Annotated in this window: 19 protein-coding genes and 2 pseudogenes; 11 read left to right on the forward strand and 10 right to left on the reverse strand. The window is 72.1% G+C overall.

What is annotated here, in order from left to right:
• Positions 1–100 precede the first annotated feature (100 nt).
• Positions 101–424 (forward strand): annotated as a pseudogene (locus KZ829_RS43625) (pentapeptide repeat-containing protein); the annotation flags it as partial.
• 140 nt (positions 425–564) lie between these two features.
• Here KZ829_RS43625 and KZ829_RS43630 read toward each other — a convergent pair.
• A pseudogene (locus KZ829_RS43630) lies at positions 565–1,602 on the reverse strand (Hsp70 family protein); the annotation flags it as partial.
• Positions 1,603–1,695: 93 nt separating this feature from the next.
• Here KZ829_RS43630 and KZ829_RS38155 point away from each other — a divergent pair.
• Entirely contained in the window at positions 1,696–2,154 is a 459-nt protein-coding gene (locus KZ829_RS38155) for a hypothetical protein (protein WP_220148706.1), read from the forward strand.
• Between the two features lie 5 nt (positions 2,155–2,159).
• Here KZ829_RS38155 and KZ829_RS38160 read toward each other — a convergent pair whose 3' ends face one another.
• From KZ829_RS38160 to KZ829_RS38175, 4 genes are all read right to left on the reverse strand, one after another.
• Positions 2,160–3,635 (reverse strand): dynamin family protein, encoded by a 1,476-nt coding sequence (locus tag KZ829_RS38160; protein WP_220148707.1) that lies wholly within the window; start codon positions 3,633–3,635, stop codon positions 2,160–2,162.
• Positions 3,632–5,413 carry a dynamin family protein gene (locus KZ829_RS38165; RefSeq protein ID WP_220148708.1) on the reverse strand — a complete coding sequence of 594 codons (1,782 nt, stop codon included), beginning with the start codon at positions 5,411–5,413 and terminating at the stop codon, positions 3,632–3,634. The genes KZ829_RS38160 and KZ829_RS38165 overlap by 4 nt, the downstream gene beginning before the upstream one ends.
• 13 nt (positions 5,414–5,426) lie before the next feature.
• Positions 5,427–6,554 carry a hypothetical protein gene (locus KZ829_RS38170; protein ID WP_220148709.1) on the reverse strand — a complete coding sequence of 376 codons (1,128 nt, stop codon included), beginning with the start codon at positions 6,552–6,554 and terminating at the stop codon, positions 5,427–5,429.
• Between the two features lie 182 nt (positions 6,555–6,736).
• On the reverse strand, positions 6,737–9,094 hold the full coding sequence (locus KZ829_RS38175) for a helix-turn-helix transcriptional regulator (protein WP_220148710.1): 2,358 nt from the start codon (positions 9,092–9,094) through the stop codon (positions 6,737–6,739).
• 74 nt (positions 9,095–9,168) lie between these two features.
• Here KZ829_RS38175 and KZ829_RS38180 point away from each other — a divergent pair, with 74 nt between their 5' ends.
• Positions 9,169–10,575, forward strand: coding sequence for a GGDEF domain-containing protein (locus KZ829_RS38180; protein ID WP_220148711.1), 1,407 nt, complete (start codon positions 9,169–9,171; stop codon positions 10,573–10,575).
• On the opposite strand, the gene KZ829_RS38185 is transcribed toward KZ829_RS38180, so the two are convergent.
• Positions 10,572–11,258 (reverse strand): hypothetical protein, encoded by a 687-nt coding sequence (locus KZ829_RS38185; RefSeq protein WP_220148712.1) that lies wholly within the window; start codon positions 11,256–11,258, stop codon positions 10,572–10,574. The two genes, KZ829_RS38180 and KZ829_RS38185, sit on opposite strands and share 4 nt — an antisense overlap.
• Before the next feature lie 84 nt (positions 11,259–11,342).
• On the opposite strand from KZ829_RS38185, the gene KZ829_RS38190 reads away from it, so the two are divergent.
• From KZ829_RS38190 to KZ829_RS38210, 5 genes are all read left to right on the forward strand, one after another.
• Complete coding sequence (locus KZ829_RS38190; RefSeq protein ID WP_220148713.1) at positions 11,343–12,257, forward strand: GNAT family N-acetyltransferase; 915 nt, start codon at positions 11,343–11,345, stop codon at positions 12,255–12,257.
• A gap of 175 nt (positions 12,258–12,432) precedes the next feature.
• Complete coding sequence (locus KZ829_RS38195; protein WP_220148714.1) at positions 12,433–14,046, forward strand: methyl-accepting chemotaxis protein; 1,614 nt, start codon at positions 12,433–12,435, stop codon at positions 14,044–14,046.
• A gap of 65 nt (positions 14,047–14,111) precedes the next feature.
• Positions 14,112–15,584 carry an FAD-binding oxidoreductase gene (locus KZ829_RS38200; RefSeq protein WP_220148715.1) on the forward strand — a complete coding sequence of 491 codons (1,473 nt, stop codon included), beginning with the start codon at positions 14,112–14,114 and terminating at the stop codon, positions 15,582–15,584.
• Between the two features lie 207 nt (positions 15,585–15,791).
• On the forward strand, positions 15,792–16,859 hold the full coding sequence (locus KZ829_RS38205; protein ID WP_246636961.1) for a hypothetical protein: 1,068 nt from the start codon (positions 15,792–15,794) through the stop codon (positions 16,857–16,859).
• A gap of 44 nt (positions 16,860–16,903) precedes the next feature.
• Positions 16,904–17,884 carry an endonuclease/exonuclease/phosphatase family protein gene (locus KZ829_RS38210; RefSeq protein WP_220148716.1) on the forward strand — a complete coding sequence of 327 codons (981 nt, stop codon included), beginning with the start codon at positions 16,904–16,906 and terminating at the stop codon, positions 17,882–17,884.
• 510 nt (positions 17,885–18,394) lie between these two features.
• Here KZ829_RS38210 and KZ829_RS38215 read toward each other — a convergent pair.
• The 3 genes from KZ829_RS38215 to KZ829_RS38225 are packed head-to-tail and all read right to left on the reverse strand — an operon-like array spanning position 18,395 to position 22,259.
• Positions 18,395–19,579 (reverse strand): aminotransferase class V-fold PLP-dependent enzyme, encoded by a 1,185-nt coding sequence (locus tag KZ829_RS38215; RefSeq protein ID WP_220148717.1) that lies wholly within the window; start codon positions 19,577–19,579, stop codon positions 18,395–18,397.
• Between the two features lie 2 nt (positions 19,580–19,581).
• On the reverse strand, positions 19,582–20,901 hold the full coding sequence (locus KZ829_RS38220) for a pyridoxal-phosphate dependent enzyme (RefSeq protein ID WP_220148718.1): 1,320 nt from the start codon (positions 20,899–20,901) through the stop codon (positions 19,582–19,584).
• Positions 20,898–22,259, reverse strand: a complete 1,362-nt coding sequence (locus KZ829_RS38225; protein WP_246636962.1) for a type III PLP-dependent enzyme domain-containing protein — start codon at positions 22,257–22,259, stop codon at positions 20,898–20,900. Before KZ829_RS38225 ends, KZ829_RS38220 begins: the two co-directional genes overlap by 4 nt.
• Before the next feature lie 255 nt (positions 22,260–22,514).
• Here KZ829_RS38225 and KZ829_RS38230 point away from each other — a divergent pair, with 255 nt between their 5' ends.
• From KZ829_RS38230 to KZ829_RS38240, 3 genes are read left to right on the forward strand one after another with little or no spacing between them, the layout of a single operon-like run.
• Positions 22,515–23,546, forward strand: coding sequence for a GTP-binding protein (locus KZ829_RS38230; protein ID WP_220148720.1), 1,032 nt, complete (start codon positions 22,515–22,517; stop codon positions 23,544–23,546).
• Between the two features lie 18 nt (positions 23,547–23,564).
• Positions 23,565–24,212: a response regulator transcription factor gene (locus KZ829_RS38235; RefSeq protein WP_220148721.1), complete on the forward strand. Its 648-nt coding sequence runs from the start codon at positions 23,565–23,567 to the stop codon at positions 24,210–24,212.
• Positions 24,209–25,246, forward strand: a complete 1,038-nt coding sequence (locus KZ829_RS38240; protein WP_220148722.1) for a sensor histidine kinase — start codon at positions 24,209–24,211, stop codon at positions 25,244–25,246. The genes KZ829_RS38235 and KZ829_RS38240 overlap by 4 nt, the downstream gene beginning before the upstream one ends.
• Here the strand turns inward: KZ829_RS38240 and KZ829_RS38245 are convergent.
• Complete coding sequence (locus tag KZ829_RS38245) at positions 25,209–25,667, reverse strand: GNAT family N-acetyltransferase (protein ID WP_220148723.1); 459 nt, start codon at positions 25,665–25,667, stop codon at positions 25,209–25,211. The genes KZ829_RS38240 and KZ829_RS38245 overlap by 38 nt on opposite strands.
• Positions 25,668–25,744: the final 77 nt, after the last annotated feature.

Here is a 25,744-nt window from a genome sequence, read left to right on the forward strand (position 1 = left end):
GGCGCCGGCGCCGGTCAGCTGCTTGTCCCGGTCCTTGAGGCCGAACTGGGCGTAGGCGACGCCGGCCGCCGCCAGGACGGCCGTGACCGCGCCCACGGCGATGAGCAGGGTGAGCCGGCGGCGCGATCGGCGGCGTTCGACGGCGGCCCGCCCGGTGGGCGCCGGTCGCGGCTTGACGGTCGGGAACCCGCCGCTCGGCACCGCCGCGGCGCGCGCTTTGACCGGCGCGGCCGGCGGGGTGGCCGACGCGGCGAGGAAGGCGGTGGGCTGCGCGGGGAAGGTCACCGGCGGGGCGCTGACCTGGGGAACACTGACCGGAGCGGAACTGACCGGAGTAGAGCTGACCGGAGTAGAGCTGACCGGGGTGGAACTGACCGGGGTGGAACTGACCGGGGTGGAACTGACCGGGGTGGAACTGACGGGCGCGGAACTGACGGGCGCGGTACTGGCCGGCGTGGACCTGACCGGGGTCACCGGGATGGGCGCCGGGCGGGGCGGCCGCGCGCTCGCCCGGCCGGACACCGGCCCGCTGGGCTGCGCCTGTTTGCCGCTGGCCAGCCACGCCGCGCCGAGCGCCACCGCATGCTTGGGATGCGCGTCCACCGCGACCGGCCGGTCGAACTCGGAGGCCACCAGCTGGGCGACGATCGGCATCCGGGACGAGCCGCCGACCAGCAGGATCGAGTGCAGCTGGTCGGGGGTGACGTCGGCGGAGCGGATGGCGCGTTTGAGGGCCTCGACGGATCCGTACAGGGCCGGGCGGACCATGGCCTCGAACTCGGAGCGGGTGAGCCGGACCTCGGTGGCGATGTTGGGCAGCAGCACCGGGATGGTGGTGTCGGTGTCGGAGGAGAGCGCCTCCTTGGCGTGCACGCACTCCTCACGCAGCCGGGCCACCGCGGCGATCGCGGTGCCGTCGTCCTCGTCCAGTTCGGCGAGTTTGCCGCCCAGGGCGGCCTGGACGTGGCTGAACACGGCGGCGTCGAAGTCGATGCCGCCGAGCCGCTCGATGCCCTCGGGGCGGCCGAGGATGTCGAAGCCGATGCCGGTCTTGCGCAGCACCGCGGCGTCGAAGGTGCCGCCGCCCAGGTCGTAGACGGCGACGATCGAGCCGGGTTCGATGCGCTGCTGCTGGGCGTAGCTGACCGCGGCCGCCTCCGGCTCGGTGGTGTAGGTGACCGGGCCGTCCAGGTCGGCCATCCGCACGGCCTGCCGCATCAGGTCCGTCTTGTAGGGGCCCCAATTCGCCGGGTACGAGACACAGGTCGCCGCCGGGGCGCCACCCTCCCGGGCGATCACCTGGTCGGCGACCGCGCGCAGCATGCGGGCGGTGAGCGCCTCGGCCGACTGCGGCACCCCGCCGAGCAGGATCGGGGTGGTGTCGCCCATGCGGCGTTTGAACTCGCGTGCGACCCGGTGCGGTTCGGTCAGGCCGCGCCGGCTGGCCGCCTCACCGGTCAGGAACGTCTCGTCCTCGCGGAGCAGGACCACCGACGGGATCGCGGCGCTGTGACTGCCGAGCGGGACGATCTCGGCGTGCCCGTCGCGCCAGGTGGCGGCCGCGGTGTAGGTGGTGCCGAGGTCTATGCCGAGTGCGTACATCGCCGGATGCTCCGTATCGTGTCGTGACGGTTGGGGGTACGTGTGGGGGTTTCCCCCAGGCAGGCGGGCGCGCGGCGCTCATAAGGTAGAGGCATGGAACCCCTCCGTGATGTGTTCGCCGGGCTCGCCGGCCCGGGCAGTGCCCCCGGCGACTTCCTGCGCGAGCTGCCGGAGGACCTGGTCGCCGAGGCGGTGGTCAGCTACGCGGACACCGCTCCCGTCGAGGTCGCCGAGCATCTGGCGTCGTTCGTGAGCGCCCACAGCACGGTCGGCGCGGAGACTGCCGGCGAGCTCGGCTGGCTGGAGCTGCTGACGACCGCCCCGGTTCCGGCGGAGCCGGAGATCGACGAGACGGACCTCGATTTCGGTACGGGCGCCGACAGCGTCGAGGACGTGACGGAGCCCGGCCTGTTCGAGGTCGAGGAAGACGAAGCGGTCGACGAGATCACCGACGATCTGCCTGAGTTCACCGGTGCGGAGAGCGGTATGGACCTCGCGGTGGACTGGCCGGAGATCGACGATCTCCCAGACGACGGCGCCGAGATCCTCTGAGCGGGTCATCGCCGCTGCTCCAGCCGGGCCAGCATGCCCTCGCAGGAGCGCACCGCCACGCGGGCGGCGACGGTCATCTCGTACGAGGTCAGCGGGTTCTCGGCACGGCGCTGCCAGCGGGCCAGCGCCTCCCGCGCGGTGGCGGCCTGCTCCTTCTCCAAAGCGTCCGAGGGCAGGTGCAGGCGGTCGCTGACGGTGCTGCCGGAGCCGCCGATGAGGCGTTCCAGGTCGGCGACCGCGTCCGGTTTCCCGGTGATCCATCCGGCCCGCAGGCTGGACAGCACCCGCAGTTCGTTGAACGGGTGCGCGGACGCCATGATCTCCTCGACCGCGGCGGCCACCGCCTCGCTGCCCGGCCGGGGGCGGTCCCGCACGATCTCGGCCAGCGCGAGCAGCGCCGACCGGCTCTTGAGCACGTCGGCGCGGTCGTAGAAGAGCGAGCCGATGATCTCCTTGAGTTCGGTGAGGCCGCTGCGGTCGGTGAGTTCCTTGGCCAGGGCGGTCGCGGTCGTCGCCACCTCCCGGCGCAGCAGGGTGCTCGTCAGCCGTACCCCGTAGAGCCCGAAACGGGCCAGGAGCGCCTCCCGCTCGAGTGAGGTCAGACCCAGCCCGGGCATGGCCGACGCGAAGCGGTCGGCCGAGAGCAGCAGCTCCTCGGCCTGCTTGACCGGCTGGGCGGCGATCTTCCGCAGCTGCGAGACCTCGGTCTCGGTGAGCGTCACGGCCGTCTCGGCGAGAAGACCCGCGACCGGTACGACGGACTGCACGAGCCGGCGCACGTTCCCGTCGGTGCCGAGCCGGGTCGCGATCCGCCGGGCCGACGCCATCGAGTCGGGACGGCCGGCGCCGATCTCGTCGGCCCGGGACAGCACCCCGATCGCGTTGACCGGGCTGGGCCGGGAGACCTCGGTGTCGTGGAAGGCGCGCAGGAACTCGACGTCGCCCGGATGCAGGTGCCGCAGCAGGTAGACGACCGCGTCGGCGGGTGTCTCCTCGTCGTCGGGGGCGAGCAGTTCCCAGGTGTGCCGGGCGGTCTGCTCGGACAGCGAGCCGATGCCGGGCGTGTCGATCAGCGTGACGGTGCGCAGCGCCCGCGACGGCCAGGTCACGGTGAGCCGGTCGACGTCGGCGGCGTTCAGCCCGTCCAGGTCGACGTCGATGGCACCGTCGTCGCGGGTGAACCGCAGCGGCCGGGCCGGGCCCTTCTTGAGGGCGGCGTGCACCTGGTAGGCGTGGCCGTCCTGGTACCAGGTGACGATGCGGGTGCACTCGCCCGCGTCGGTCGGCGCCAGCCGTTCCCCGACGAGGGCGTTGAGCAGCGTGGACTTGCCGGCTTTGACGCGGCCGGCGACGGCCACCCGCAGCGGGGCGGCGAGCCGGTCGCGGATCGCGCCGAGCCGGGCCGCGTCGGCGGTGCCGCGGTAGGTGGCGAGCGCCTGGTCGAGGACGGCGCGGGTGCGGTCGACGAGGTTCGCGCTCATGCCGCCACCGCCTGGGCGCGCTGCCGCAGTTGCAGGACCCGGGCCAGTTCGGCGTCCACGTCCTTGAGCCGTTTCTCCCGGTCGGCCTGGGTGCGTTTGGCGGCCTCGGCGGCGCTGTTCAGGGCCTGCGCGTTGGCCTTGTTGAGTTCCTCGGCGAGGCCGCTGTAGTGGTCGCGCAGCTGCCGCTGGACCCGGCGCAGGGTGTCCCGGGAGTCCTTGCCGGCCACGAAGCTGACCTCGTCGCAGTAGCGGCGAATCGCGTTGCGGGCCTCGGCGCGGCGTTTCGTGACCTGGCGTTTCTTCTCGTCGCGCAGGCCGCGGTGGCCCATCACGAGGCCGATGCCGATGCCGATCGGGCCGAGCGAGACGCCGACCAGGCTGCCCAGGATGATGAACATGAGGGCGCCGCCGTACGCGCTCTTCAGCGCCACCATGGCCTGCTTGGTGAGTTTCATCCGCTCCAGGTCGATCTTGTGCTGGAAGTCGGCGACCGTGGCGAGCGGGGTCGGGTCGGTCACCGACGGCCGCCGCATGATCATCGTGGACGCCTCGTGGAAGTGGTCGCCCACCCGTACGCCCAGGTCGGTGGCCCGGTCGCGGAGCAGCTCGTAGTTGGCCAGCAGCTCATCGGCCATCCGCGACTGCAACCACGCCTCCATCTCGGCCCACGTGTCGGCCGGGTCGCCCTCCTCGATGGCGGTGTCCGCCTCGGCGATCACCACCCGCACCCGGGCCCGCAGGTCGTGGTCCACGTCGGAGGTGAGGTCGGTGACGCCGTCGCTGAGGGTCTGGTTCCATTTGGCGGCGGCGCTCTTCAGGGACTCGACGCGTTCCTTCACGCCGGTCAGTTCGCGGACCACCCGGGCGGCGGCCTCCGGGTCGGCGAGCGCGGCCCGTTCCGCCTGGAAGCGGCCGTCGAGTTGCTCGCAGAGCGCGAGCACCTCGGCCGACGCCTCTCCTGCCAGCCTGTCGACGGCCGAGGCGCCGATCTTCTCGGTGAGGAAGGCGACCAGGTGGGTGAAGCCGGACTCGGCGTTGAGGGCGGTGTCGTTGGCCTTCACCGCCCGCGAGCGCAGCGCCGACGACACCGGCATGAGCGGCATCGGGCAGTGGGCCGCCAGGTGCCGCTCGTTGAGTTCGCGGATGCGCCGCCACGCCGGGTAGAAGTCGGTCTTGGTGACGACGCACGCCACCACCGGGCACAGCGACCGGGCGCGTTGCAGGAAGTCGACCTCGCTGCGGGTCAGCTCCTGGGCGGCGCCGGTGACGAACAGGACGGCGTCGGCCATCGAGACGGCCGCCAGGCTGGCGGCGGCGTGCGGCGAACCGAGGCCGCCGACGCCGGGGGTGTCCACCAGGACCAGGCCACCGGCGAGGATCTTGCGGGGGATGCGGACCTCGACACCGGAAACCCGGTCCCCGTTCACGCCGCCGGCGCCGCCTTCCAGCACGTACCGGCGGACGTCGGCGACCGGGATCGGCTCGCGGCGGCCCGGCTCGTACAGCAGGGCCGCCTCGGGTTTCGCACCGTGTCGCACGTAGGTCGGCACCGCCGTGGCCACGTCGTCGTCGACCGTGCAGACGGTCGCACCGACCAGGGCGTTGACCAGGGAACTCTTGCCCTGTTTGAACTCGCCGGCCACGACGACGTGCAGCACCGGGTCGGCCAGGGACTCCTTGGCGGCGGTCAGGCGGGTGGCCGCGTCGGGTCGGTCGTACGCCGAACAGGCGCGCAGCGCCAGATCGATCAGGGCAACGGCCTTCGCGACCTCGGCCACGGTTCCTCCAGGGTCAGGCGCCGACGACGGTGGTGTCGTCGCCGCTCTCGATCGTGTCGTCGTCCGACGTCACGGTGGTGGTGTCGATGTCGGTGATGTTGGTGTCGTTGTCGCTGACGGTGGTGTCGTTGTCGTTGATGGTCGTGTCGTCGTCGGACACGGTGGTGACGGTGGTGTCGTTGTCCTCGTTGTTGCCGCTGGCGTTTCCGCCCACCGAGATGGCGGAGCCGTCGTCGGCCGTCACGTCGGACAGGTTGGTGGCGTCGCTGCCGTCGCCGAAGGTGACCGCGCTGTCCTCGATCTCGGCGTCCGGCAGGTTGTTGACGTCGCCGTCGCCGAAGTTGAACACCGACTCGTCGGCGCCACCGTCGACCTGGGCGGTCTGGTTGCCGTCGCCGACCACGGCGTCGTCGAGCTCGTCGGCCACGATGCCGGTGTTGACGCCGGTGTTGACGGCGCCGGAGATGTCGTCGCCGGCCTGCACGGCACCGTCGCCGGTGTTCGCCTGGCCGAAGTTGTCGCCGTCGATGAGCAGGCCCCCGTCGCCGCTCACCGAGTTGATGTCGCCGTCGACGACGGTGGAGCCGTCGCCGGTGGCGGCGTTCACGTCGCCGTCGCCGACCGTGGCGACCGCGCCGTCACCGGTCGCGGCGTTCACATCGTCGCCGCCGGCCACCGCGCCGTCTCCGGACGCGCTGATGTTGGTGGCGTCGATGTCGCCGAAGACGTTGCCGTCCACGTCGAGGTCGAGGCTGTTGTCGGTGATCGTGGTGACGGACAGGTCGAGGTTCTGGGTGATCGTCTCGTCGCCCTCGTAGGTGGCGTAGGTGACGTAGTTCAGGTGCTGCACGACGTGCTCGACGGACTGGGTGCCGGCCGAGTGGGCCGGAGCCCCGCCGCCACCGCCACCGCCGCCGCCGGAGTAGTTGCTCAGTGCCGACCGGGCCTCGGAGGAGACGCCCGGCTCGGTGGCGGCGTCGTTGACGACCGCTGGAACGTCCACGGCCGACAGGTCGACATCGGTGACGCCCTCGGCGGTCAGGGTGCCGTTCGGGTCCTCGGCGTACCGGGCCGCGAAGTCACGGTCGGTGATTAGGTTGACGACGAAGTCCTTGAGGAGTTCAGCTGCGTTGACGGTCATGATCTCTCCTAGCTCGGTGTGTGTCCCGTTCCTTCATCCGGGCACGGCACCAGCGTGCGACCCGTGAGCCGGTCCGGGCATCGGGGTGTCCCCCGTGGTATAGGGGGTGCGCTAGGGGATCCACAGTGTGGTGTCCGAGATCCAACCCATCGGATCGCGGAATCGGTGCAAACCGGCGCTGTCTAGCCGTCCAGCATCTCGCGGAGCATGGCCAGCAGCTCGGCCCGGGTGTTCGCGCCGAGCTTGCCACGGATCCGTGCCACGTGGTGCTCGACGGTCTTCGGCGCAATATATAGCTGAGCGCCTATCTCACGGTGCGTGCTGCCGGCCAGGACGAGACGCGCCACGGTGACCTCGCGTTCGGACAGTCCGCCACCACCGCCGGGGCTGTCGGCCTCCGGTTCGGACAGTTCCCGGGCCCGCTCCAGCAGACGCCGCGCGGCTCCTGCGTCGCCGGTCCGGATGGCGGCCTGCCCGGCCAGCCGGGACGCCTCCCACGGCAGCTCCGCGGCGTGCAGGTCCTCGGTGGCGGCCAGAATCTCGTTGGTGTCCACGGTTCCGGCCAGCACCTCGGCCCAGCGCCGGGCCGCCACGCACTGCGCCCGCGGGCGGGTCCCGCCGGTCGTGGTCATCCGCTCGGCCGTCTCGGCGGCGGCGCCGGCGTCCTCGGTGACGATCGCGGTCTGCAGGCGCAGCCAGTCCAGGGCCACCGACCAGGCGGCCGGGCGGCCCAGGCCGGTGACGATGTCGTCGAGCAGGGCCAGCACCGGGGTGAGGCGGCCGATCCTACGGAGCCGGGCCGCCGCCACCGCCAGCTCTTCGAGCGGTTCCAGCTGCCAGAGATCCACGGTACGGCGTGCGAGCAGCGGTTCGATCCCGGTCCACGCGTCCCGCAGCCCGGCGATGTCACCGCGCCGGCGGGCGATCCCGGCGGCCAGCGCGGCCCGCAGCACGCGGTCCCGGCCGGACGGGTCGGCGCCGGGCGGGAACCGCAGCTCGTGCAGGGCGGTGTCGTAGTGGCCCGCCCGCATCCGCGCCCAGGCCAGCAGCAGCCGGTGCCGCTCGTCGGCCGCCGGGCCGCCGGCCCGGGCCGCCCTCGCCCGGGTGAGCAGGTGCTCGGCGGAGGCGACGTCACCGGCGGCGACGGCCACCACGGCGGCGATCGCGTGCGGCGTGTCCGGCAGCACGACCCGCGGCGATCCCCGTTCGATCGCCTCGGCGGCCTCGATGAGCAGCGGCAGCGCCTGTTCCGGCTCCGTGGCGGCCAGCGCACCTTCGGCGAGCCGAACCAGCGCCAGCGGGATGCCCCCGCCGGGAGCCGGCCCGGAGGCCACGGGCAGCGGGTCCTCGTCGGATTCCGCAGCCAGGGCGCGGCTCTCCCGTACCCCCGGATCCGCTCCTGGATCGACCACCCGCGTGGCCGGAACCGGGCGGCCGAGGGCGACCAGCGCGGGCACCGCCAGCATCGGCCCCGGGCCGCCGGCGGCGAGCAGCAGCTCGGCGGACCGCGCGGCCCGGCCCTCCTGGGCGGCGACCGCCCCGGCGACCAGCTTCTCCCGGGACGTCGTGAGGGTGAGCTGGTCGACGTCGACCGGCAGGCCGAGCAGCGCGCTCGCCTCGGCCCGGCCGGCCGCCAGCTCCACGGCCCCGGCTCCGGCGTCCGCCGCGTCGTCGAACCAGCCGAGCGCCGCCGCCGGATCGGTGAACCGCAGCCGCTCCCCCGCCGCCCGGTAGACGGCCGCCGCGGCCGGGGTCGCCGCCCGTGCCGCCCGCAACTGACCGGCCGCCGCGACCGGATCGGCGCCGGCCGCCAGCAGCGCACCCGCCACCGCGTCGTGAATCCGCCGCCGCTCGGCCCCGGGCAGCTCGGCGAGCACCGCCGCGGCCATCGCCGGGATCATCCGCTCGGACGGCAGGAGCAGACCCTCGTCCCGCAGCGTCCGCAGCTCGGCGGCCAGCCCGGTCAGATCGAGACCGGAGGCGGCGGCGAGCACCGGGTCGCCGAGATCCAGCCGCAACGCCAGCACCCGCGCCACCGTCACCGCCGCGTCGCCGAGCACCGCGAACCGCCGCTGCACCCGGGCCAGCAGCGCGGGCGCCACGTCATCGGCCGGCGCTGTGGCGATTGCGACCGCGACCACCGGGATCCCGCCGGAGGCCTCGTGCACGGCCTCCACCACCTCGGGCGACACCGGCCGCCCGGTCACCGTGGCCACCAGCCGGGCCACCGCGCCGGGGCCCAACGGCCCGAGCACCTCCACACCGCCCGCGGAGGCCGCCTCGTCGAGGGCGGCCAGCTCCGGCCGGTCGATCGTGGGACGCCGGGAGACCGCCATCGGCACCCCGGCCCGGCACAGGGCGACCAGTTCCCGCAGGGCGACGGCATCCAGCCGGTGCGCGTCGTCGACCACCACGAGCGGCGCGTCCCCGAGCGCGCCGGTCACCCCGCCGGCGAACCACACCGATCCGGTCACGGCCGCGGCGAGCGCACGGAGCCGATGGGTACGGCCCGCGCCGTCCACACCGACCACGACCGTCACAGCGCGACTCTACCGGTGCTCCACGTCACTCCGGTTTCCCACAGATCCGGCCGCCGCCCGCCGACTGTCTGCCCATGACCTCCACCAGCATCCGGATCTTCCTGGGCGGCACAATCGCGGCGGTCGCCGGTCTGATGCTGACGTGGGACACCACGATCGGCAACGTCCTGTACGTGATCACCTATCTGGCCCTGTGCACGATGGCCTGGCTGGCCGTACGCCGGATCCCGCCCGGCCCGGACCGCCGGCCGTGGCTGCTGGCCGCCGTCGCGCCGGCGCTGTGGCTGACCGGCGACGTCATCGAGCTGGTCTACGTCTACCTGGGCTCCGTCCCGCCGGTGGGCGTGGCCGACGCGTTCTGGCTGGCCGGATACCCGCTGCTGGCGGCGGCCCTGACGATGATGGCCCGCCGCCGCGCCCCGAACAATCTGCGCGGCGCCGTCCTGGACGGCCTCACCCTGACGGTGGCCGCCGCCCTGGCGAGCTGGCAGTATCTGATCCTGCCGTACCTCGATTCCGGTTACAGCCTCGCCGAGACGGTCGTGCCGCCGCTCTACCCGGTCGCCAGCGTGGTGTTGCTGGCCGCGGTGCTGTTCATCGCCCTGTCCCCCGGCGACCGGGGTGTGCCGACCTGCCTCATGGTCGGCGCCGTCGTGCTGTACCTGACGATCGACGTGGCCTACAACGTGCTGCCGCTGTTCCTGGACTACCCGGTCGTGGAGCGGATCGGCCCGCTGATCCTGCTGGGCAACGCCATGATCGTCGCGGCCTGCCTGCACGAGAACCGGGCCGAGCTGACCAGCCCCGGCCACAAGATCCGGATTCTGCACCCGGCGCGGGTGGTGTTCCTCGGCCTGGCGCTGCTGGCCACGCCGGTGCTGTCCATGCTCCAGGGCGACGCGGTCGCCGGGCTGATCGCCGCGTCGCTGTGCACGGCGTTCGTGCTGGCCCGGTTCACCATCGCGGTCCGCGAGCAGGAGAAGGCGCAGGCGCTGCTCGCCTTCCAGGCCCGGCACGACACGCTCACCGGGCTGGCCAACCGGGCGGTGCTCACCGACGAGTTGGAGCGGCGGTCCGGGCCGGTCGCCGTGCTCTACCTGGACCTGGACGGGTTCAAGGAGGTCAACGACAGCCACGGCCACGAGGCGGGTGACCTGGTTCTGGCCACTGTCGCGCAGCGGCTGTCGGCCGCCGTACGGGCCACCGACCTGGTGGTCCGCCTCGGTGGCGACGAGTTCGTGCTGTTCTGCCCGAACCTGCCGGAGGCCGAGGCGGTCCGCCTGGCCGAGCGGGTGCTCGGCGACGTGGCCCAGCCGATCCCGTTCCACGGCGAGACCCTGGACATCGGGGTCAGCGTCGGCATCGCGGCGTACGGCCCGGACGACACGGCCGACGACCACGACGTGCTGCGCGCCGCCGACATGGCCATGTACGAGGCGAAGAGGCTGGGCCGGGGCCGCTGGGTGATGGCCGGTGTCTAGTGGACCGCCTCGGCCCGCACCTTCGCCTTGCCGATGAGGTCGCGAACCAGTTTCTCGGAGCCGTCCATGTTCTCCCAGCCCATGTCGGCGACCACGACGACGACGTCGTCGACCCGGGCCAGTGCGGCGTAGTGGTTGACCGTGGCCGGTTCCTCGTCGGCGTAGCTGAACCGCTGCCCGATCCGCACCAGCATCGTGTCGCCGCCCGATTCGATGATGTCCCATTTCCGTTGGCCCTCGGCGAGCCCGCCCCGGCACTTCTTCAGGGCCGCGTCGATCTCCTGGATCTGCCGGGCCGCGCCGCCGGGCTGGTGGCGGCCGATGAACTGCACGACCACGGTCGGGACGGTTTCCGGGGTGCTGCCGGGGACCACGAACCGTTTGGCCACGGCGGCGGTACGGGTGGGGTCGCTGGGGTAGCGGCCACCGCACGGGCGCAGCGGCCGCACGTAGGCGTACTCGCCCTGCGGAAGGCTCTCCGCCGTCGCACCGCGTACGTCCTCGGGTTGCAGCAGGGCCGCGGCAGGGATCCCGGCCGGCGCCGGGACGGAGGCCGGGACCGAAGGCGGCAGAGCGGAGGCGACCGGTGCGGCGGGCGCCGGATCGGGGCTGGAACCGCACCCCGCGATCGCCGCGACCAGTAGTCCGGCGCTCACGGCCCGGCGGATCCTCGTGTTCGTCATGCCTTCCACCTTGCGCCCCTTTGTAAAGTGGTGGCGTACCGCCCGGTAGCGGCTCGTCCAGTCCATCGTGTTGGAGGGTCCGCCATGTCGATTTCCGTCCGCCCGTTCACCCGTGGCGACCGGGAACAGGTCACCGGTCTGGTCAATGCCCACATCGCCGCCGTCGTACCCGGTGTGTCCGTCTCCGTTCAGGTACTTCTGAGCCAGCTGGAACGGGAGCCGGGCGAGTTCATCGTCGACCGCTGGGCCCGGGAGCGGATCACGCTGGTCGCCGAGCAGCGCGGCCGGGTGGTGGCGGCCGCCCATCTGATCCGGTACGGCGAAGGCCCGGAGACCGGGGAGATGTACCGCAACGCCGGCGAGATCCGGTGGCTGGTGTGCTGGCCGGACGCCCCGTACTGGCCGGATTCGCTGGCGGCCGGCGACGCGCTCGCGGTGGCCTGCCACGCCCAGCTGCGGCGGTGGGGTGTCGCCCGCAGTTTCGCCGAGGGCGCGCTGCCCGCCCCGGGAGTGTACGGCGTTCCGGAGCAGTGGCCGCACATCCGCGCCATCTACGAGCGGATCGGGTTCCGCGACGACGGACGGGTCGAGGCCGTGCTGCTCGCCCCGGTCGACCGTCTCGCCCGGCCGGCCGGGCCGGTGGACGGGCTGACCACGAGCCGGACGGTCGGGATCAACGGCACCCGGATCACCGCGCTGCTGGACGGCGCCGAGGTCGGCCACATCGAGGTCGACACGAACCTCGACGCCGGGCCCCGGGTGTCACGCGTCGGGGCGTGGGCGGAGGTCGGCAACCTGTGGGTCGAGCCGGACCACCGCCGTCAGCGGATCGGCACCTGGCTGCTCGGGCAGGCCGCCGCATGGCTGGAGCTGGGCGGCGCCACGCGTCTGCTCGACTACGCCGACGTGACCGAGGAGGACTACACGGAGTTCCTGGTCGCGGCCGGTTTCACCGTGCTGACCCGGACCACCCGCGAGTTCACCGCCGACGGTGTCTGATCGCGGCGCCCGGTCCACCACTCCGTGCCCGGATCAACGGTAGTTTCCGGTCACCGTCCGATGCGAGACGGTTGCTGGGCTCATGGGCCATCGCGGACAACCGAACCGGCACTCGGAACCAGCCGCAACGGATGAGCCCGCGCATGTCACCGGCTCAGAATCGAGAGCGCAGCGAATGACTATTTCTCAGCAGGTCACGGGCGGCTTCGGCCGGTGGGTCGACAACCGCCGGATGAAGACGAAGATCCTCTCGGTGATCGGGGTGCTGGCGGTCACCGCGACCGCGCAGGGCCTGCTGAGCCTGGACCGGCTGTCGGCGCTCAACGACAACGCCAGCTACCTCTACCAGCGTGGCGTGCTGTCCCAGGAACACGTGGACACCCTCGCGCTGATCATGCGGCGTACCACCGAGGACAGCTTCAACCAGGCGCTGTCGACCACCGACGAGAACATGACCCGCTTCGAGAAGGCCATGGCGGCCGACGACGCGGCATTCGACACCCAGGCCCGCGTCTACCGCGCGGAATCGGTCGCGCCCGAACGCGTCGATGAACTCGTCGCGGCGTGGGACGAGTACCGGACCGAAGGCCGGCAGCAGATCACGGCCGCCCGCCGCCGCAACGACGTCGCCGAAATCGAACGCCTCCGTGACGAGCTGGCCGAACCACAGATCGTCAAGGCCGCGGCGATCACCCGCGAGCTGATCACCATGGAGCAGCAGGATTCCGAGAAGCAGGCGGACGAGGCCAACGCCGTGCACGAATCCGCGCGGCGGCAGATGATCGTCTTCCTGGTGACCGGGCTGGTGCTGGCCGTGGCCTTCGGGCTGTTCGTGGCCCGGCGCATCGCCGGCGCGCTGCGCCGGGTCTCCACGGCCGTCGACGGGCTGGCCGCCGGTGACCTGACCGCCACGGCGAACGTGACCAGCCACGACGAGCTGGGCCGGATGGCCGCCGGACTGGACACCGCGACCGGGCGCCTGCGCGAGACCGTCAGCATGCTCGGCACCCATGGCGAGACGCTCGCCGGGGCGGCACACGAGCTGACCACGGTCAGCCAGCAGATGGCGGACTCCGCCGAGCGGACCGACGGCCAGGCGGGAGGGGTGTCCACCGCCGCCGACATCGTCTCCCACCACGTCGAGACGGTCGCCGCCGCCGCGGACCAGATGGGCGCCTCGATCCAGGAGATCGCCGCCAGCGCCACCGACGCCGCGACGGTGGCACAGAACGCGGTGCAGGTGGCCGAACAGACCAACCGGACCGTGTCCAAGCTCGGCCGGTCCAGCGCGGACATCGGCGCCGTCATCAAGCTGATCACGACGATCGCCGAGCAGACGAACCTGCTCGCGCTCAACGCCACCATCGAGGCCGCCCGGGCCGGTGATGCGGGCAAGGGCTTCGCGGTCGTCGCGAGCGAGGTGAAGGACCTGGCGCAGGCCACCACCTCGGCCACCGAGGAGATCTCCACCCTGATCCAGACGATCCAGGGCGACACCGGCGCCGCCGTCGATGCGATCACGCAGATCTCCGAGATCATCGACCAGGTCCACGGGTACACGACCACCATCGCCGCGGCGGTCGAGGAGCAGACCGCCGCGACCAGCGAGATCGGGCGCAGCGCGGCACAGGCCGCCTCCGGATCCGCCGACATCGCCCACAACATCACCGGAGTGGCCGACGCGGCGCAACTGACCAGTTCCGGAACCAGGGAGGCCCAGAACGCCGCGTGCGAGCTGGAGAGGATGTCCAGCGAGATGCAGCGCCTCGTCGCCACGTTCCGGGTCTGAGCGCCCGGCGCGGCCGCCGGCTGCGGGCCGGCCCATGTGATCATGAAGGGGCGACGGAGGTGGCGATGAGCCCGACCAGGCGACAGGTACTGACCCACGGTGTGACGGCCGCGGGCGCGCTCGCTCTGGGCAGCGCCACCACGCTCGCGGTGACGAGATTGGCCGGGCTGGGCGCCATCCCGGCCACGTCCGCGCCCGGCGCGCTCCTCGACGACGCGAGCCGGATCAACCCCACCGCGGTACGGGGTGTGCTGTTCGCCGATCCCGCACCGGAGCGGACCGCGCGGACCGTCGCCCCACTGCTGCGCCGCATCACGACCGGCGAGGACCCGGCGATGGCTGTCGCGGGCGTCCGCCACTCGATGGGCGGCCAGAGCATGCTGGCCGGCGGCTGGGTGCTCGACACCCGGCCGATGAACCGGATCGACCTGGACCGGGCCGCGGGCGTGGTGCGGGTCGGCGCGGGCACCACCTGGCGGGACCTGATCCCGGTGCTGAACGAGGCCGGGTTCTCGCCCAAGGTGATGCAGTCGAACCACGACTTCTCGATCGGCGGCTCGCTGAGCGTGAACTGCCACGGCTGGCACGCGTCGCACCCACCGATCGCGAGCACCGTACGCCGTCTGCTCCTGCTGACCGCCGAGGGTGACGTGCTCACCTGCTCGCCCACCGAGAACGCCGAGCTCTTCGGCCTGGTCCTGGGCGGCTACGGCATGTTCGGCGTGATCCTCGAGGCGGACCTGGAGGTCTGGCCGAACGCGATCTACGAGCCGCACTTCGTGTCGGTGCCGACCAGTGGGTACGCCGCCCGGTTCGCGGCCGGGACGTCGGAGATGGCGTACGGGCGGCTGTCGGTGGATCCGCTGAGCTTCCTGGAGGAGGCGATCCTGGTCCGCTTCACCCCGAAGGCGGGAACGGTCGGCACCGTCCTGCCGCTGACCCGGCCGTCGGCGCCGGAGTTGCAGCGGGCGATCTTCCGCGGCTCGGCGGGCAGCGACGTGGGCAAGACGCTGCGCTGGTCGCTGGAGCGGGAGGCCGCGCCCTGGCTGGCCGCCCCGATGAGCCGCAACACCATCCAGAACGAGCCGGCCGCCGTCTTCGCCGACCGGTCCGAGGAGACCAGCGACATCCTGCACGAGTACTTCGTGCCCCGGCAGCGGCTGTGGGACTTCGTGCAGACGGCCCGGGACGTGATCGCGGCCAGTCCGATGGAGCTGCTCAACGTCACCGTCCGGGATGTCCGCGCCGACACCCGCAGCGCCCTGGCATACGCCCGCGAGGACGTGTTCGGCCTGGTCATGAGCTTCCGGCAGGAACGCACCGCCCGCGCCGACGACCGCATGCGCGAGCTGACCCGGACGCTGATCGACGCGGCGGCCGCGGTCGGCGGCACGTTCTACCTGCCGTACCGGCTGCACGCGACAGCCGATCAGCTGCGCCGCGCCTACCCGGGCTGGGACGCCGCGATGGCCGCCAAACGCCGCCTGGACCGGAAGCCGGTCTTCCGCAACGGCCTCTACGAGGCGTACGGCCGCTGACCGGTCACACGCCGAGGACGGGCCGGCACTCCTCGACGCCGGACAGGGCGATCCGCGGGGTGCGGACGGCGAGGTTCAGCGGCGGATAGGTGGACGTCACGGCTTGCGGCCGACCGCGGTCCACACGTTGATGTCGGACCGGTCCGGGATGACCGCGCCCGGCTATAGATCCACAGTGGCATGCCGGGGCCGTGGCATCCTTGCCCGATGCTGGACACGGGGCGAGAAGAGCTGGACCGGATGCGGCGGCTTCCTGCCGCATGGCCGGAGTTGCGCCACGAGGCTGCAACCGACGAGGACGGGGACGACTACGACCGGAATGCCGCGAAACGGGCGCAGGTGCTGTGGGCGCTGCAATACGACCGCCGCCCCGGCGATCTCCCGCTGGTCCGCTGGCTGGCCGAACAGGAGGTCTTTCAGGGGCTGACCGAGGAGACCAAGCTGGCCGGTTACCTGTTGGCCGAATTCCGGCAGGTCGACGATGTCTGGCTGCAATGGGAGATCAAGGGCGTCGACTACGACACGTGGTGCGGCTACGACGTCGAGTTCCTCTTCGCGGCGGGCATTCAGGAGACCATCGATTTCGTACGGGCAAGCGCGCACCCCGAACGCGACGCCGTCCTGGGGCACCTGCTCGACGAGGAGGGGCAGCCGATCGTGTCCGAGCAGGAACTGGCCGACTGGTTCGAGCACCGGCGGTCGTACTTCCCCGCCGATCCGGCCGACGAGGACGAGATCACCTGGCTCGACCGGGCCCGGCTCCTCGACGACCAGGCTCTGGCCCGGCACTGGCTGGACCGGTGGGCGGACGGCCGCCCACGCGATCGGGACACGCTGACCCTGCTCCGCCACCGGCTGGCGGAATTCGGCTCGTACGCCGAGGCGGCGGCCGCCCAGCGGGAGCTTCTCGCCTTCACCCGCACCGCCTGGGAGTCCGCGGCGGGATGGCGGAGTCTGGCCGGATTGGAACGCCGGGCCGGTGACCTGGACGCCTCCTGGGCAGCGCTGCGGGAGTGCCGCCGGGTCCTGGACGACGTCTCCGGCTGGACCGGCGCGGGCCTGGGCCACAGCTACGTCGAGGAGCTGTTCCGGCTGGCCGCCGACGCCGACGGCGAACTGGCCCGGGTGGTGTTCACCGAGGCGGAACACCAGTCCCGGGCCGTCTCCGGTCTGCCGCCGGCCACGCTGGAGGCCGCCGCCGAGGCCGCCGGGAAAGCCGGCGACCCGGCCAGGGCCGCGCATTACCGGGCGCTCGGCCAGGCCCGGATCGGATGATCGGTGGCTGCCCGGGCACCACCGGGGGCGGTTACGGTACGCACATGCCCGATTACTACGTGGCCTGGTGGAATCTGGAGAACCTCTTCGACGAGGAGAACTCGCCCCACCGCACCGAGAAGGTCGCCCGCGCCATCCACAACGACATCGCCGGATGGACGCCGGAACTGCGCGACCAGAAGATCGCCCAGCTCGCGTCGGTGATCGTCCGGATGAACGGCGGCGCCGGCCCGGACCTGCTCGGCGTCTGCGAGGTGGAGAACCGGTTCGTCCTGGACCTGCTCGCCGAGGCCGTGCACACCGAGTTGCCCGGCCGCAAGTACGGCATCGTCCACGCCGACACCGGCGACGCCCGCGGCATCGACGTCGCGTTCCTGTACAGCCTGGACCGGTTCGCCGCGCCGGCCACCACCGACGTGTTCTTCCACGTGGTGATGCGCCGCAACGCCACCCGCGAGATCGTGCAGGTCAACTTCCGGACCACCACCGGGCAGACCCTGGTGGTGTTCGGCAACCACTGGCCGTCCCGCTCCGGTGGCCAGTTCGAGTCGGCCGGATACCGGCACATCGCCGGCGAGACGCTCGCCTACTTCCACTCCCGGGCTCTGGAGGTGCTCGGCCCCGGCACACCGGCCCTGGCGATGGGCGACTTCAACGACGAGCCGTTCGACGTGTCGATGGTCAAGCACGCGCTGAGCACCCGTCAGCGGCGGCGGGTGATCGAGGCGGACACCCCGCGCCTGTGGAACCTGATGTGGCCGGAGACCGGCGTCCCGGACGGCAGCTTCTACTTCGAGAACGAGCCCAACCAGCTGGACCAGTTCCTGGTCAACGTCAACATGGCCGGTGACGCGGACCCGCTGCGGGTCGATCCGGCCTCGGTGGAGGTGCTGCGTTTCCCGGGGACCGTGGACACCGGCGTCTACCCGAAGCCGCGCCCGTTCGGCGGCATGGGCCACGACGTCGACGTCACCGGTTTCTCCGACCACTTCCCCATCGGCATGCGGGTGACCGAGACGGTCTAGAGATCCTTCTTGGCCGAGGTCCGCGTTTCCAGGCCGATCTTGAGTCCTGGTTGCCGTCCGGCGGTCGACAATCGCTCAAGATCTATTTTTCCTGGAGGATATTGGGCAATCAGAGATATCCAGGCAGCCACGATCACCCAAGATCGCGGTGCCCGGCGACGATCACCCAAGATCTATATCGGAGTTTGCGGATGGCCCGAACGACCGCCGGTGACCGGCCGAATCTCGCGTGACCACTCACCTGGCGCCACCGGCGTGACGGCCGGGACCACCACCGGTTGCCTGGCAAGCACAACCGCGACCACCCACCCGGAGGGAGCGGCAGCACATGCGGGAGTATCCGACCGATCTACGCCCGGCGGGGCGCGGCAAAGGACGAAGCAGGCAGCGAGATCGCGCCGACCGGACGGGACGGCCCAGAAAAGGCGGGACGAGGACACGCGTACAAGAGAAAGGAGCCGGAAGCGAAACGCGGAGCCCGGCCACAAAACGCGCCATCACGTCCGCGGGTCAGTCGTCCAGGGCGGCGAGGACGTCGAGGAGGCGGTCCACCTCGTCGGCCGTGTTGTAGACGTGCAGGCTCACCCGTACCGATGAGGTCTTCTCGCCTTGATGGGCCTGGCAGTGGCCGTCGGAGCGGACCATGAACCCCTCGGCGGCCAGGATGAAGCCCAGGTCGTTGGAGCCGATGGCGTGGTGCCGGAGGGTCACGATGCCGTGCCGCTGCTGCACCTGCGAGTCGGCGGCCAGGCTCCGCTGACAGCCCAGCACCTCGTAGGCGGGCAGTTTGCGCAGACCGTCGGTGAGCCGGGCGCCCAGCGCCACGGTCCAGCGGGCGATCCGTTCGAGGCCGGCCGCCTCCAGCCAGTCGAGTGCGGCGACCAGGGAGACGATGCCGCTGGTGTTGGGCGTGCCGCTCCAGCCGCCGGGGGTGAAGCGGGCGCCGCGCCGGTTGGCCGCCCAGAGCACCCCGGTGCCGGGCAGCGCCATCGCCTTGTGGCCGGAGAAGACCACGAAGTCGGCGTCCATGGCGGCCACGTCGACCGGCAGGTGCCCGGCGCTCTGCGCCGCGTCCACGCAGATGATCACCTCCGGTCCGGCGGCGGCCCGGAGGCGGGCCAGGTTCATGTCGCCGCCGTAGACGTGGTGCACGTGCGTGGCCGCGATGAACCGGGTCCGCTCGGTGACCAGGCCCGGCAGCGCCCGCGTGTCGTAGTCGTGGGCCGCGTCGTAGGGCATCTCCCGCACGGTGACCCGGACTCCCTGCCGGGCCAGCAGGTCCACCGCCTCCTGCCAGGGCATCGTGTTGGCGGTGTGGTCGGCGAACGGCACGATGATCTCGTCGCCGTCGCGGAGTTCGTGGACCAGCCAGTCGCGGGCGACCGTCCGCAGCCCCTCGGTGGTGCCGCTCACGAAGTGCACGCCGGACCGTGATGGCGACGGGTCGCCGAGGAACGCCGACACCCGCGACCGGGCCTGGTCGATCAGGGCCGTGGTGCGGTTGGCCCACCGGTAGGTGCCGCGCCCGGCGTTGGCGTTCTCGCTGGTCAGATAGCCGGTGACGGCGTCGAGGACGGCCTGCGGCTTCTGGGCGGTGGCCGCGCTGTCCAGATAGACCTGCCCGGGGTCGGCGACGAGGATGGGGAACTGTTCCCGCAGGCCCTCCTGCCAGCACCGCAGCTCGTCGGGGAACATGGTCAGTCCCTCACCAGTTCCGCGCCGGAGTCGCGCCAGGCGATCACCCCGCCGGACAGGGAGCGGGCGTCCGGGTGGCCCATCCGGGTGAGCAGGGCGGCGTACCGGGCCGACTTCTCCCCCACCGGGCAGACCAGCAGCACCGGGCGCCGGCGGCTGAACGGCAGCCCACCGCGCAGCATCTCCTCGAACAGGTCGTCGACGATGTTGACCGACCCGTCCAGGTGCAGGGCACGGTACGCGAACGGGCTGCGCAGGTCCACGATCAGCGGCTGCTCCTTCTCGATCCACTCCTGTGCCCCGGCCACGTCGACGGTCCGGGCGGCGGCCAGCTCGTCACCGGTGAGGGTGCGCACCGAGTGGGCGCGGGCCGGCTGCCGGAACAGCTCGGGACGCCGTTCCCGCAGGTAGCTCATATAACTTTCGACCCGGTCGCAGACGATGAACACCGCGGTACGCCGTTCGGTCAGCCCCGCGTCCACCCCGCGCAGGTAGCGGACCGCCCCCTGGTAGGCGCCGCCCCCGGTGGGCCCGGCCAGGGTTCCGCACCGGCGGACCAGGGTGAGCAGCCCGTCGATCGCCTCGTCCGAGCTGACCGCCTCGATCGTGTCGTACACCTCCGGGTCGAACAGGCCGACCTCGTGCACCTCGTCGAGGTTACGGATCCCCGGGATGAAGTCCGATTTCCCGGCGACCAGCCCGACCACGGTCACGTTCGGATCATGGTGGCGCAGCGCCCGGGCCACGCCGGTGGACGATCCGGCCGTGCCGACGCAGGCGATGAAGTAGTCCGGCGCCCGCCCGCCCAGATCGGCGATGATCTCCGGCCCGGTGCCGTGCAGGTGCGCCTGCACGTTGCGTGAGTTGAAGTACTGGTCGGTGTGCAGGTAGCCGCCGCCGGCCGCCGACACGGTGTGGTACATCCGGGTCAGCGGATCGTCGGTGTCCGCCGGATCCAGGCACTCGGACCGCCCCGGCAGCTCGTCGATCTGCGCGCCGAGCAGCAGCAACAGATCCTTGACCTCGGGGATCCGCATCCGGTTGGTGACGCTGCGGAAGGTCAGCCCGTGCATCCCGGCGATCACCGCGAGCGCCTTGGCGGTGTTGCCGCTGGACAGCTCCACCACGGTGTCGCCACGGTCGGCCGCGTCGGCGAGGCGGTGGCGGACCATGTTCCACGCGGCCCGGTCCTTCACCGATCCGAACGGGTTGAACAGTTCCATCTTGGCGTACAGGTCGATGTTGCGCAGGCCGTGCACGGCCTCGTCGATGCGCACCAACGGGGTGTCGCCGATGATGTCGGTGACGCTGTCGTACCTCACCCGGTCTCCTCCCGGCCCGTGACGGGCCAGTACCGCTCGTCCAGGCACCACCGCCAGTCGCCGCCGTGCCGCCAGGCGGCCACGGTCCGGGCGGTGGGCTGCATCAGCGCGCTCCCGGCGCTGAAATCCATCAGGTAGCCGGCCGTGTTCGCGAACACCAGCAGGTCACCGGCGCGCGGCGGGCGCGGCAGGAGCACCCGGCGCCGGGTGATCAGGTCGGCTTCCAGGCACAGGTTGCCGGCCAGGAAGACCTCCACCGGGCCGTCGTCCGGCCGCGGCTCACCGCGGGGCACGAGGATCGGATCCATCAGTACGCCGTGCGCCTCCAGAGCGACGTCGTTGCTGTTCGCGGCCACCCGGACCAGTCCGTCGCGCACCTCCTCCACACGGGTGAGGACCGCGCCGCACTGGTCGAGCAGTGCCCGGCCGGGTTCGAGGTGCAGGTCGTACAGGTTGTCCAGGACGAGCGAGCCGAGCGGCCGGCGGTGCGCCGTCGACGCGGTGGCGAGCAGCCGGTCCAGGTAGGCCGGTCCGGCCACCGCCCGGTACGCCGGGTACACCGCCAGGGCGCCGCGCAGCCGCCCGCCCTCGTTGCGCAGCCCGTAGCCGTGGCCGTCCCAGGTGATCGGCGGCCGCTGCCCGAGGACCGCGCCGGTCAGCTCGGTGGTCCACGCCTCCCACTCCCGGCTGTCGGCCAGGTAGTTGACGCCGAACCCGCCGCCGACGTCGACCGCCCGCGGGCTCAGGCCGCGCCGCTGCGCCTCGGCCAGCGCCTGGAGGCAGCCCTCCAGGGCGGCGGCCTTCTCCGGGAGCCCGTTGGTGTCCAGGTGGTAGGCGGCGCCGTGGAAGTCGAGCTGCTCACGGTGCTTGTCCAGCACCGCCCAGAGCGGATCGAGAGCGGAGACCGGTACGCCGAAGCGGCTGGCCCGGCTCAGCACGGTGGTCCCGGTGGAGGCGAACCCGGACAGCCGGGCCATCACCCGCACCCGGGGCAGGCCGTGCGCCGCAACGATCCCGGCCAGCTCGGCCAGCTCCGGCACCGAGTCGGCGCCGACGGTCACCCCGGTGCGCGCGGCCAGCCACAGGAACTCCCGGCTCTTCGGCCCGGTCGCCATGATCCGGTCGGGGCCGATGCCGGCGCCGAGCGCGTGCTGCAACTCCCCCAGCGAGGCCACGTCGATCCCGGCGCCGGTGGTGGCCAGTGCCCGGACCAGGGCGCTGGACCGGTTGGCCTTGTGCGCGAAGTAGACGGTGCCGCCCAGGTCGTACGCCCGGAGGGTGGTTTCGAAGTCTCGCACGTTGGCGGCGAGCCGGTCCGGCAGCACCAGGTTCAGCGGTGAGCCCAGGGTGTCGAGCATCCGGTGAAGGGTGTCGTGACTGTCGAGGATGGACCGCAAATCGCCGTCGACGCGCGGTTGGAGATTCGGCGCCATCTACACTCCCGCCCGACCGCGCTCAGCGCCGGTCCATTCCAACGTAATCGATGAGCCGGGCTTGAGGTAACCTGACGAACTCATAGTATAACGAAAATCGTTTTCAGTAAGCGTCTTCCGGAGGACACGCGCCGACCGCTATGCTCGGCCGCACTCCTACATCAGCGATGAGCAGGAAAGATGGCGACCGTCACCCCGTTGTTCGGATTCTGGCCGCACGTCACCGGCGCGGTGGCGGACCGTCTGCTGACCGACCGGCCGTCGCGGCTGATCACCTGGTCCACCCTCGACGACCTGCTGACCATCGCCGGCCGGCACGACGACGGCGACCTGCTCGTGGTGTTCCCGGAGACCTGGGAGCCGGACCGCCTGCGCCTCGACTGGGCCACCGCCGACCCACCGCCGGGCGTGTCACTGGGCCGGACCGTCACCGCGGTCGCCGCCGACCTGCTGCTCGACGCGCTGGCCGACGAGACCGTCCTGCCCGAGGCCGGCGACCGCCGCGGCATCAGCGACATCGTGGCCCACCAGATCGAGCAGGCCGACACGATCGTCCTGGCCGACCTGCCCGACGACGACCCGTGGGAGGCCGACCGCCTGCGCGTCCTGCTGCACCGGCTCGCCCCGTGGGCGGCCGTGCTCACCACCGCCGACACCCACCCGCCCGCCGTGGCCCACCGTCCGGTCCCGCTCACCCCGGTCACCCGGGGCCTGCGCGGCCGCCCGGTCGGCCTGCACGAGCCACTGCCCGTCAACGGCGTCGTCTCGTCCGTCTTCAAGGCCCGCCGCCCGTTCCACCCGGAACGCCTGCACGCGGCCCTCGACGACGTGCTCGACCAGGTGCTGCGCTCCCGCGGCCACCTCTGGCTGGCCAGCCGCCCCGACCTGGTGATGTCCTGGGAGTCGGCGGCCACCCCGCACCTGGCCCCGGCGAGCGTCTGGCTGGCCGGCCTGGACGACGAGGAGTGGCAGACCGTCCACGCCGAACGCCGGATCGCCGCCGACCTGGACTGGGACCCCTACTACGGCGACCGCCACCACCACCTGGCGTTCATCGGCTTCGACCTGGACCCGGTCCGCCTGCACCGCACCCTGACCGCCTGCCTGCTCACCGACGAGGAGCTCTCCCGCGGCGAGGCCGGGTGGCGCCACCTGCCCGACCCGTTCCACCAGGGCGTTGACCGGGCGGAAACCGGGGACGCGACAGGCTGATCGGCGGGGGTGGCAGGCATGCGGATTCTGGTGGCCGAGGACGAGCGGTTCCTGGCCGAGATGGTGGCCGAGGGGCTGCGGGAGCAGGCCATGGCGGTGGACGTCGCCTACGACGGCGCGGCCGCGCTGGAACGGCTGGCCGTCAACGAGTACGACGTACTGGTCCTGGACCGCGACCTGCCGGAGGTGCACGGCGACGACGTGTGCCGGCGGGTGGCCGGCGATCCGGTCCGGATCCTGATGCTCACCGCCTCCGGTGAGCTGCACGAGCGGGTCGACGGCCTGAACCTGGGCGCCGACGACTACCTCGCGAAGCCGTTCGCCTTCGACGAGCTGGTGGCGAGGATCCGCGCGCTGGCCCGGCGGACCGCCCGCCCGCTGCCACCGGTGCTGCGGCGCGCGGGGATCACGCTGGACAGCGCCCGCCGTGCGGCCTCCCGGGACGGCCGCCGCCTGCCGCTGTCACCGAAGGAGTACGCCGTGCTGGAGGTCCTGATGCGCGCCCAGGGTGCCGTGGTGAGCACCGAGGACCTGCTGGAACGCGCCTGGGACGAGCACATCGACCCGTTCACCACGGTGGTCAAGGTGACGATGAGCAAACTGCGGTCGAAACTCGGTGACCCGCCCGCGATCGTGACGGTCCCGGGCGGCGGGTACCGGCTGTGAGCCACTCGGTACGCACCCGGATGACCCTGCTGTACGGCGGGTTCTTCGCGCTCATCACGATCGGGGTGCCGCTCGCCGCCCTGGGTTTCCAGGCCCTTGTCGTCGGCCACGGCGGTGCCGAATGCGGGGAGGCGGACTGCCCGGACCCGCCCATGGACGAGCCCCACGACGGCGGCCGGATCACCACCCTGGTCGCGATCGCGGTGATCGTGGTGCTGGCGTTCGCGGTGTGCTGGTGGCTGACCGGCCGGATGCTGCGCCCGCTGCACCGGATCACCGACGCCGCCCGGCGCCTGTCGCTGTCGACGCTGCACGAGCGGATCGCCCTGACCGGCCCGGACGACGAGCTGCGGCGGCTCGCGGACACCTTCGACGCGATGCTGGACCGGCTGGAACGGGCGGCGAGCAGTCAGCGCAGGTTCGTCGCGAACGCCTCGCACGAGCTGCGCACCCCGCTGGCCGTGCAGCGGACCGCCATCGAGGTGGGCCTGGCGAATCCGACCCCGGAGAGGTTGGAGCGGATCCGGGCCGAACTGCTGAGCAACACGCTCCGCTCGGAGCGGATCATCCACGGTCTGCTGCAACTCGCCAACGGGGAACGCGGTCCGGACGCGCCGGCGCCGGTGGAGCTGGCGACCGTGGTGCGGCAGGTCGTCGCGGAGCACCCCACCGACGCGGTCACCGTCCGCACGGCGCTGACCCCGGTCACCGTGCTCGGTGACGAGGTGATGCTCGCCCAGATGGTGTCGAACCTCGTTCGTAACGCGATCCGCTACAACGTGCCTGACGGAGGCGTACAGGTCGCCTTGCTCGACAAGGGTGAGCTGACGATCAGCAACAGCGGCCCGCGGGTGGCCGAGGAGACCGCCGGGGAGCTGTTCGAGCCGTTCCGGAGCCGGTCCCGCGACGGCGCCGGGCTGGGTCTCTCGATCGTGGCGGCGATCGTCCGCGCGCACGGCGGCACGGTCACGCTGCGGCCGAACCCGGAGGGCGGGCTCACCGTCCGGGTGTGCCTGCCGCCTCATCCAGTTTGAGCACGAAGCGGCGCCAGTCCTCCCGGCTGTCGGTGAACCCGAGGCTCTCGTAGAACAGGTGCGCCGGATGCCGATGACTGCTGCTGGTCACCTCCAGGAACAGGCAGCCGGCCGCCCGGGCCCGCTCCTCGGCCGCCCGGATCAGCAGCCGTCCCACCCCGCGGCCACGGCTGGCCTCGTCGACGACCAGCGCCGCGAGCCGCCCGAACTTGCCGGTGACCTCGAGCAGCGGGGTGACGTGCAGCGCCGCCACGCCGACCAGGACGCCGTCGTCGTCGGCGCCGAGCAGCGCGCCGGCCCGGTCGCCGAGCCAGTAGTCGAGGCGATGGCGGACGTCACGCTCGGTCGACGGGAAGCCGAGCTGGTCGAGGAGCACCGCGAGGCGGGCCACGTCGCCCTGATGGATGGGCCGGATGTGCATGACCAAGACCATAGGGCGGTGTTCGCTGCGATCAAGTGGGTATGAGGTGTCCGACCGTATTCGCCGGACAGAGGAGT

The organism is Actinoplanes hulinensis (assembly GCF_019429605.1).
GTDB classification, from domain to species: Bacteria; Actinomycetota; Actinomycetes; order Mycobacteriales; family Micromonosporaceae; genus Actinoplanes; species Actinoplanes campanulatus.

What these genes read in the sequence shown, in the direction of transcription:
- KZ829_RS38155 (WP_220148706.1), top strand. Translation starts at nt 1,696, where the DNA reads ATGGAACCCCTCCGTGATGTGTTCGCCGGGCTCGCCGGCCCGGGCAGT.
- KZ829_RS38160 (WP_220148707.1), bottom strand. Translation starts at nt 3,635, where the DNA reads ATGAGCGCGAACCTCGTCGACCGCACCCGCGCCGTCCTCGACCAGGCG.
- KZ829_RS38170 (WP_220148709.1), bottom strand. Translation starts at nt 6,554, where the DNA reads ATGACCGTCAACGCAGCTGAACTCCTCAAGGACTTCGTCGTCAACCTA.
- KZ829_RS38180 (WP_220148711.1), top strand. Translation starts at nt 9,169, where the DNA reads ATGACCTCCACCAGCATCCGGATCTTCCTGGGCGGCACAATCGCGGCG.
- KZ829_RS38185 (WP_220148712.1), bottom strand. Translation starts at nt 11,258, where the DNA reads ATGACGAACACGAGGATCCGCCGGGCCGTGAGCGCCGGACTACTGGTC.
- KZ829_RS38190 (WP_220148713.1), top strand. Translation starts at nt 11,343, where the DNA reads ATGTCGATTTCCGTCCGCCCGTTCACCCGTGGCGACCGGGAACAGGTC.
- KZ829_RS38195 (WP_220148714.1), top strand. Translation starts at nt 12,433, where the DNA reads ATGACTATTTCTCAGCAGGTCACGGGCGGCTTCGGCCGGTGGGTCGAC.
- KZ829_RS38200 (WP_220148715.1), top strand. Translation starts at nt 14,112, where the DNA reads ATGAGCCCGACCAGGCGACAGGTACTGACCCACGGTGTGACGGCCGCG.
- KZ829_RS38205 (WP_246636961.1), top strand. Translation starts at nt 15,792, where the DNA reads ATGCTGGACACGGGGCGAGAAGAGCTGGACCGGATGCGGCGGCTTCCT.
- KZ829_RS38210 (WP_220148716.1), top strand. Translation starts at nt 16,904, where the DNA reads ATGCCCGATTACTACGTGGCCTGGTGGAATCTGGAGAACCTCTTCGAC.
- KZ829_RS38215 (WP_220148717.1), bottom strand. Translation starts at nt 19,579, where the DNA reads ATGTTCCCCGACGAGCTGCGGTGCTGGCAGGAGGGCCTGCGGGAACAG.
- KZ829_RS38225 (WP_246636962.1), bottom strand. Translation starts at nt 22,259, where the DNA reads ATGCTCGACACCCTGGGCTCACCGCTGAACCTGGTGCTGCCGGACCGG.
- KZ829_RS38230 (WP_220148720.1), top strand. Translation starts at nt 22,515, where the DNA reads ATGGCGACCGTCACCCCGTTGTTCGGATTCTGGCCGCACGTCACCGGC.
- KZ829_RS38235 (WP_220148721.1), top strand. Translation starts at nt 23,565, where the DNA reads ATGCGGATTCTGGTGGCCGAGGACGAGCGGTTCCTGGCCGAGATGGTG.
- KZ829_RS38245 (WP_220148723.1), bottom strand. Translation starts at nt 25,667, where the DNA reads ATGCACATCCGGCCCATCCATCAGGGCGACGTGGCCCGCCTCGCGGTG.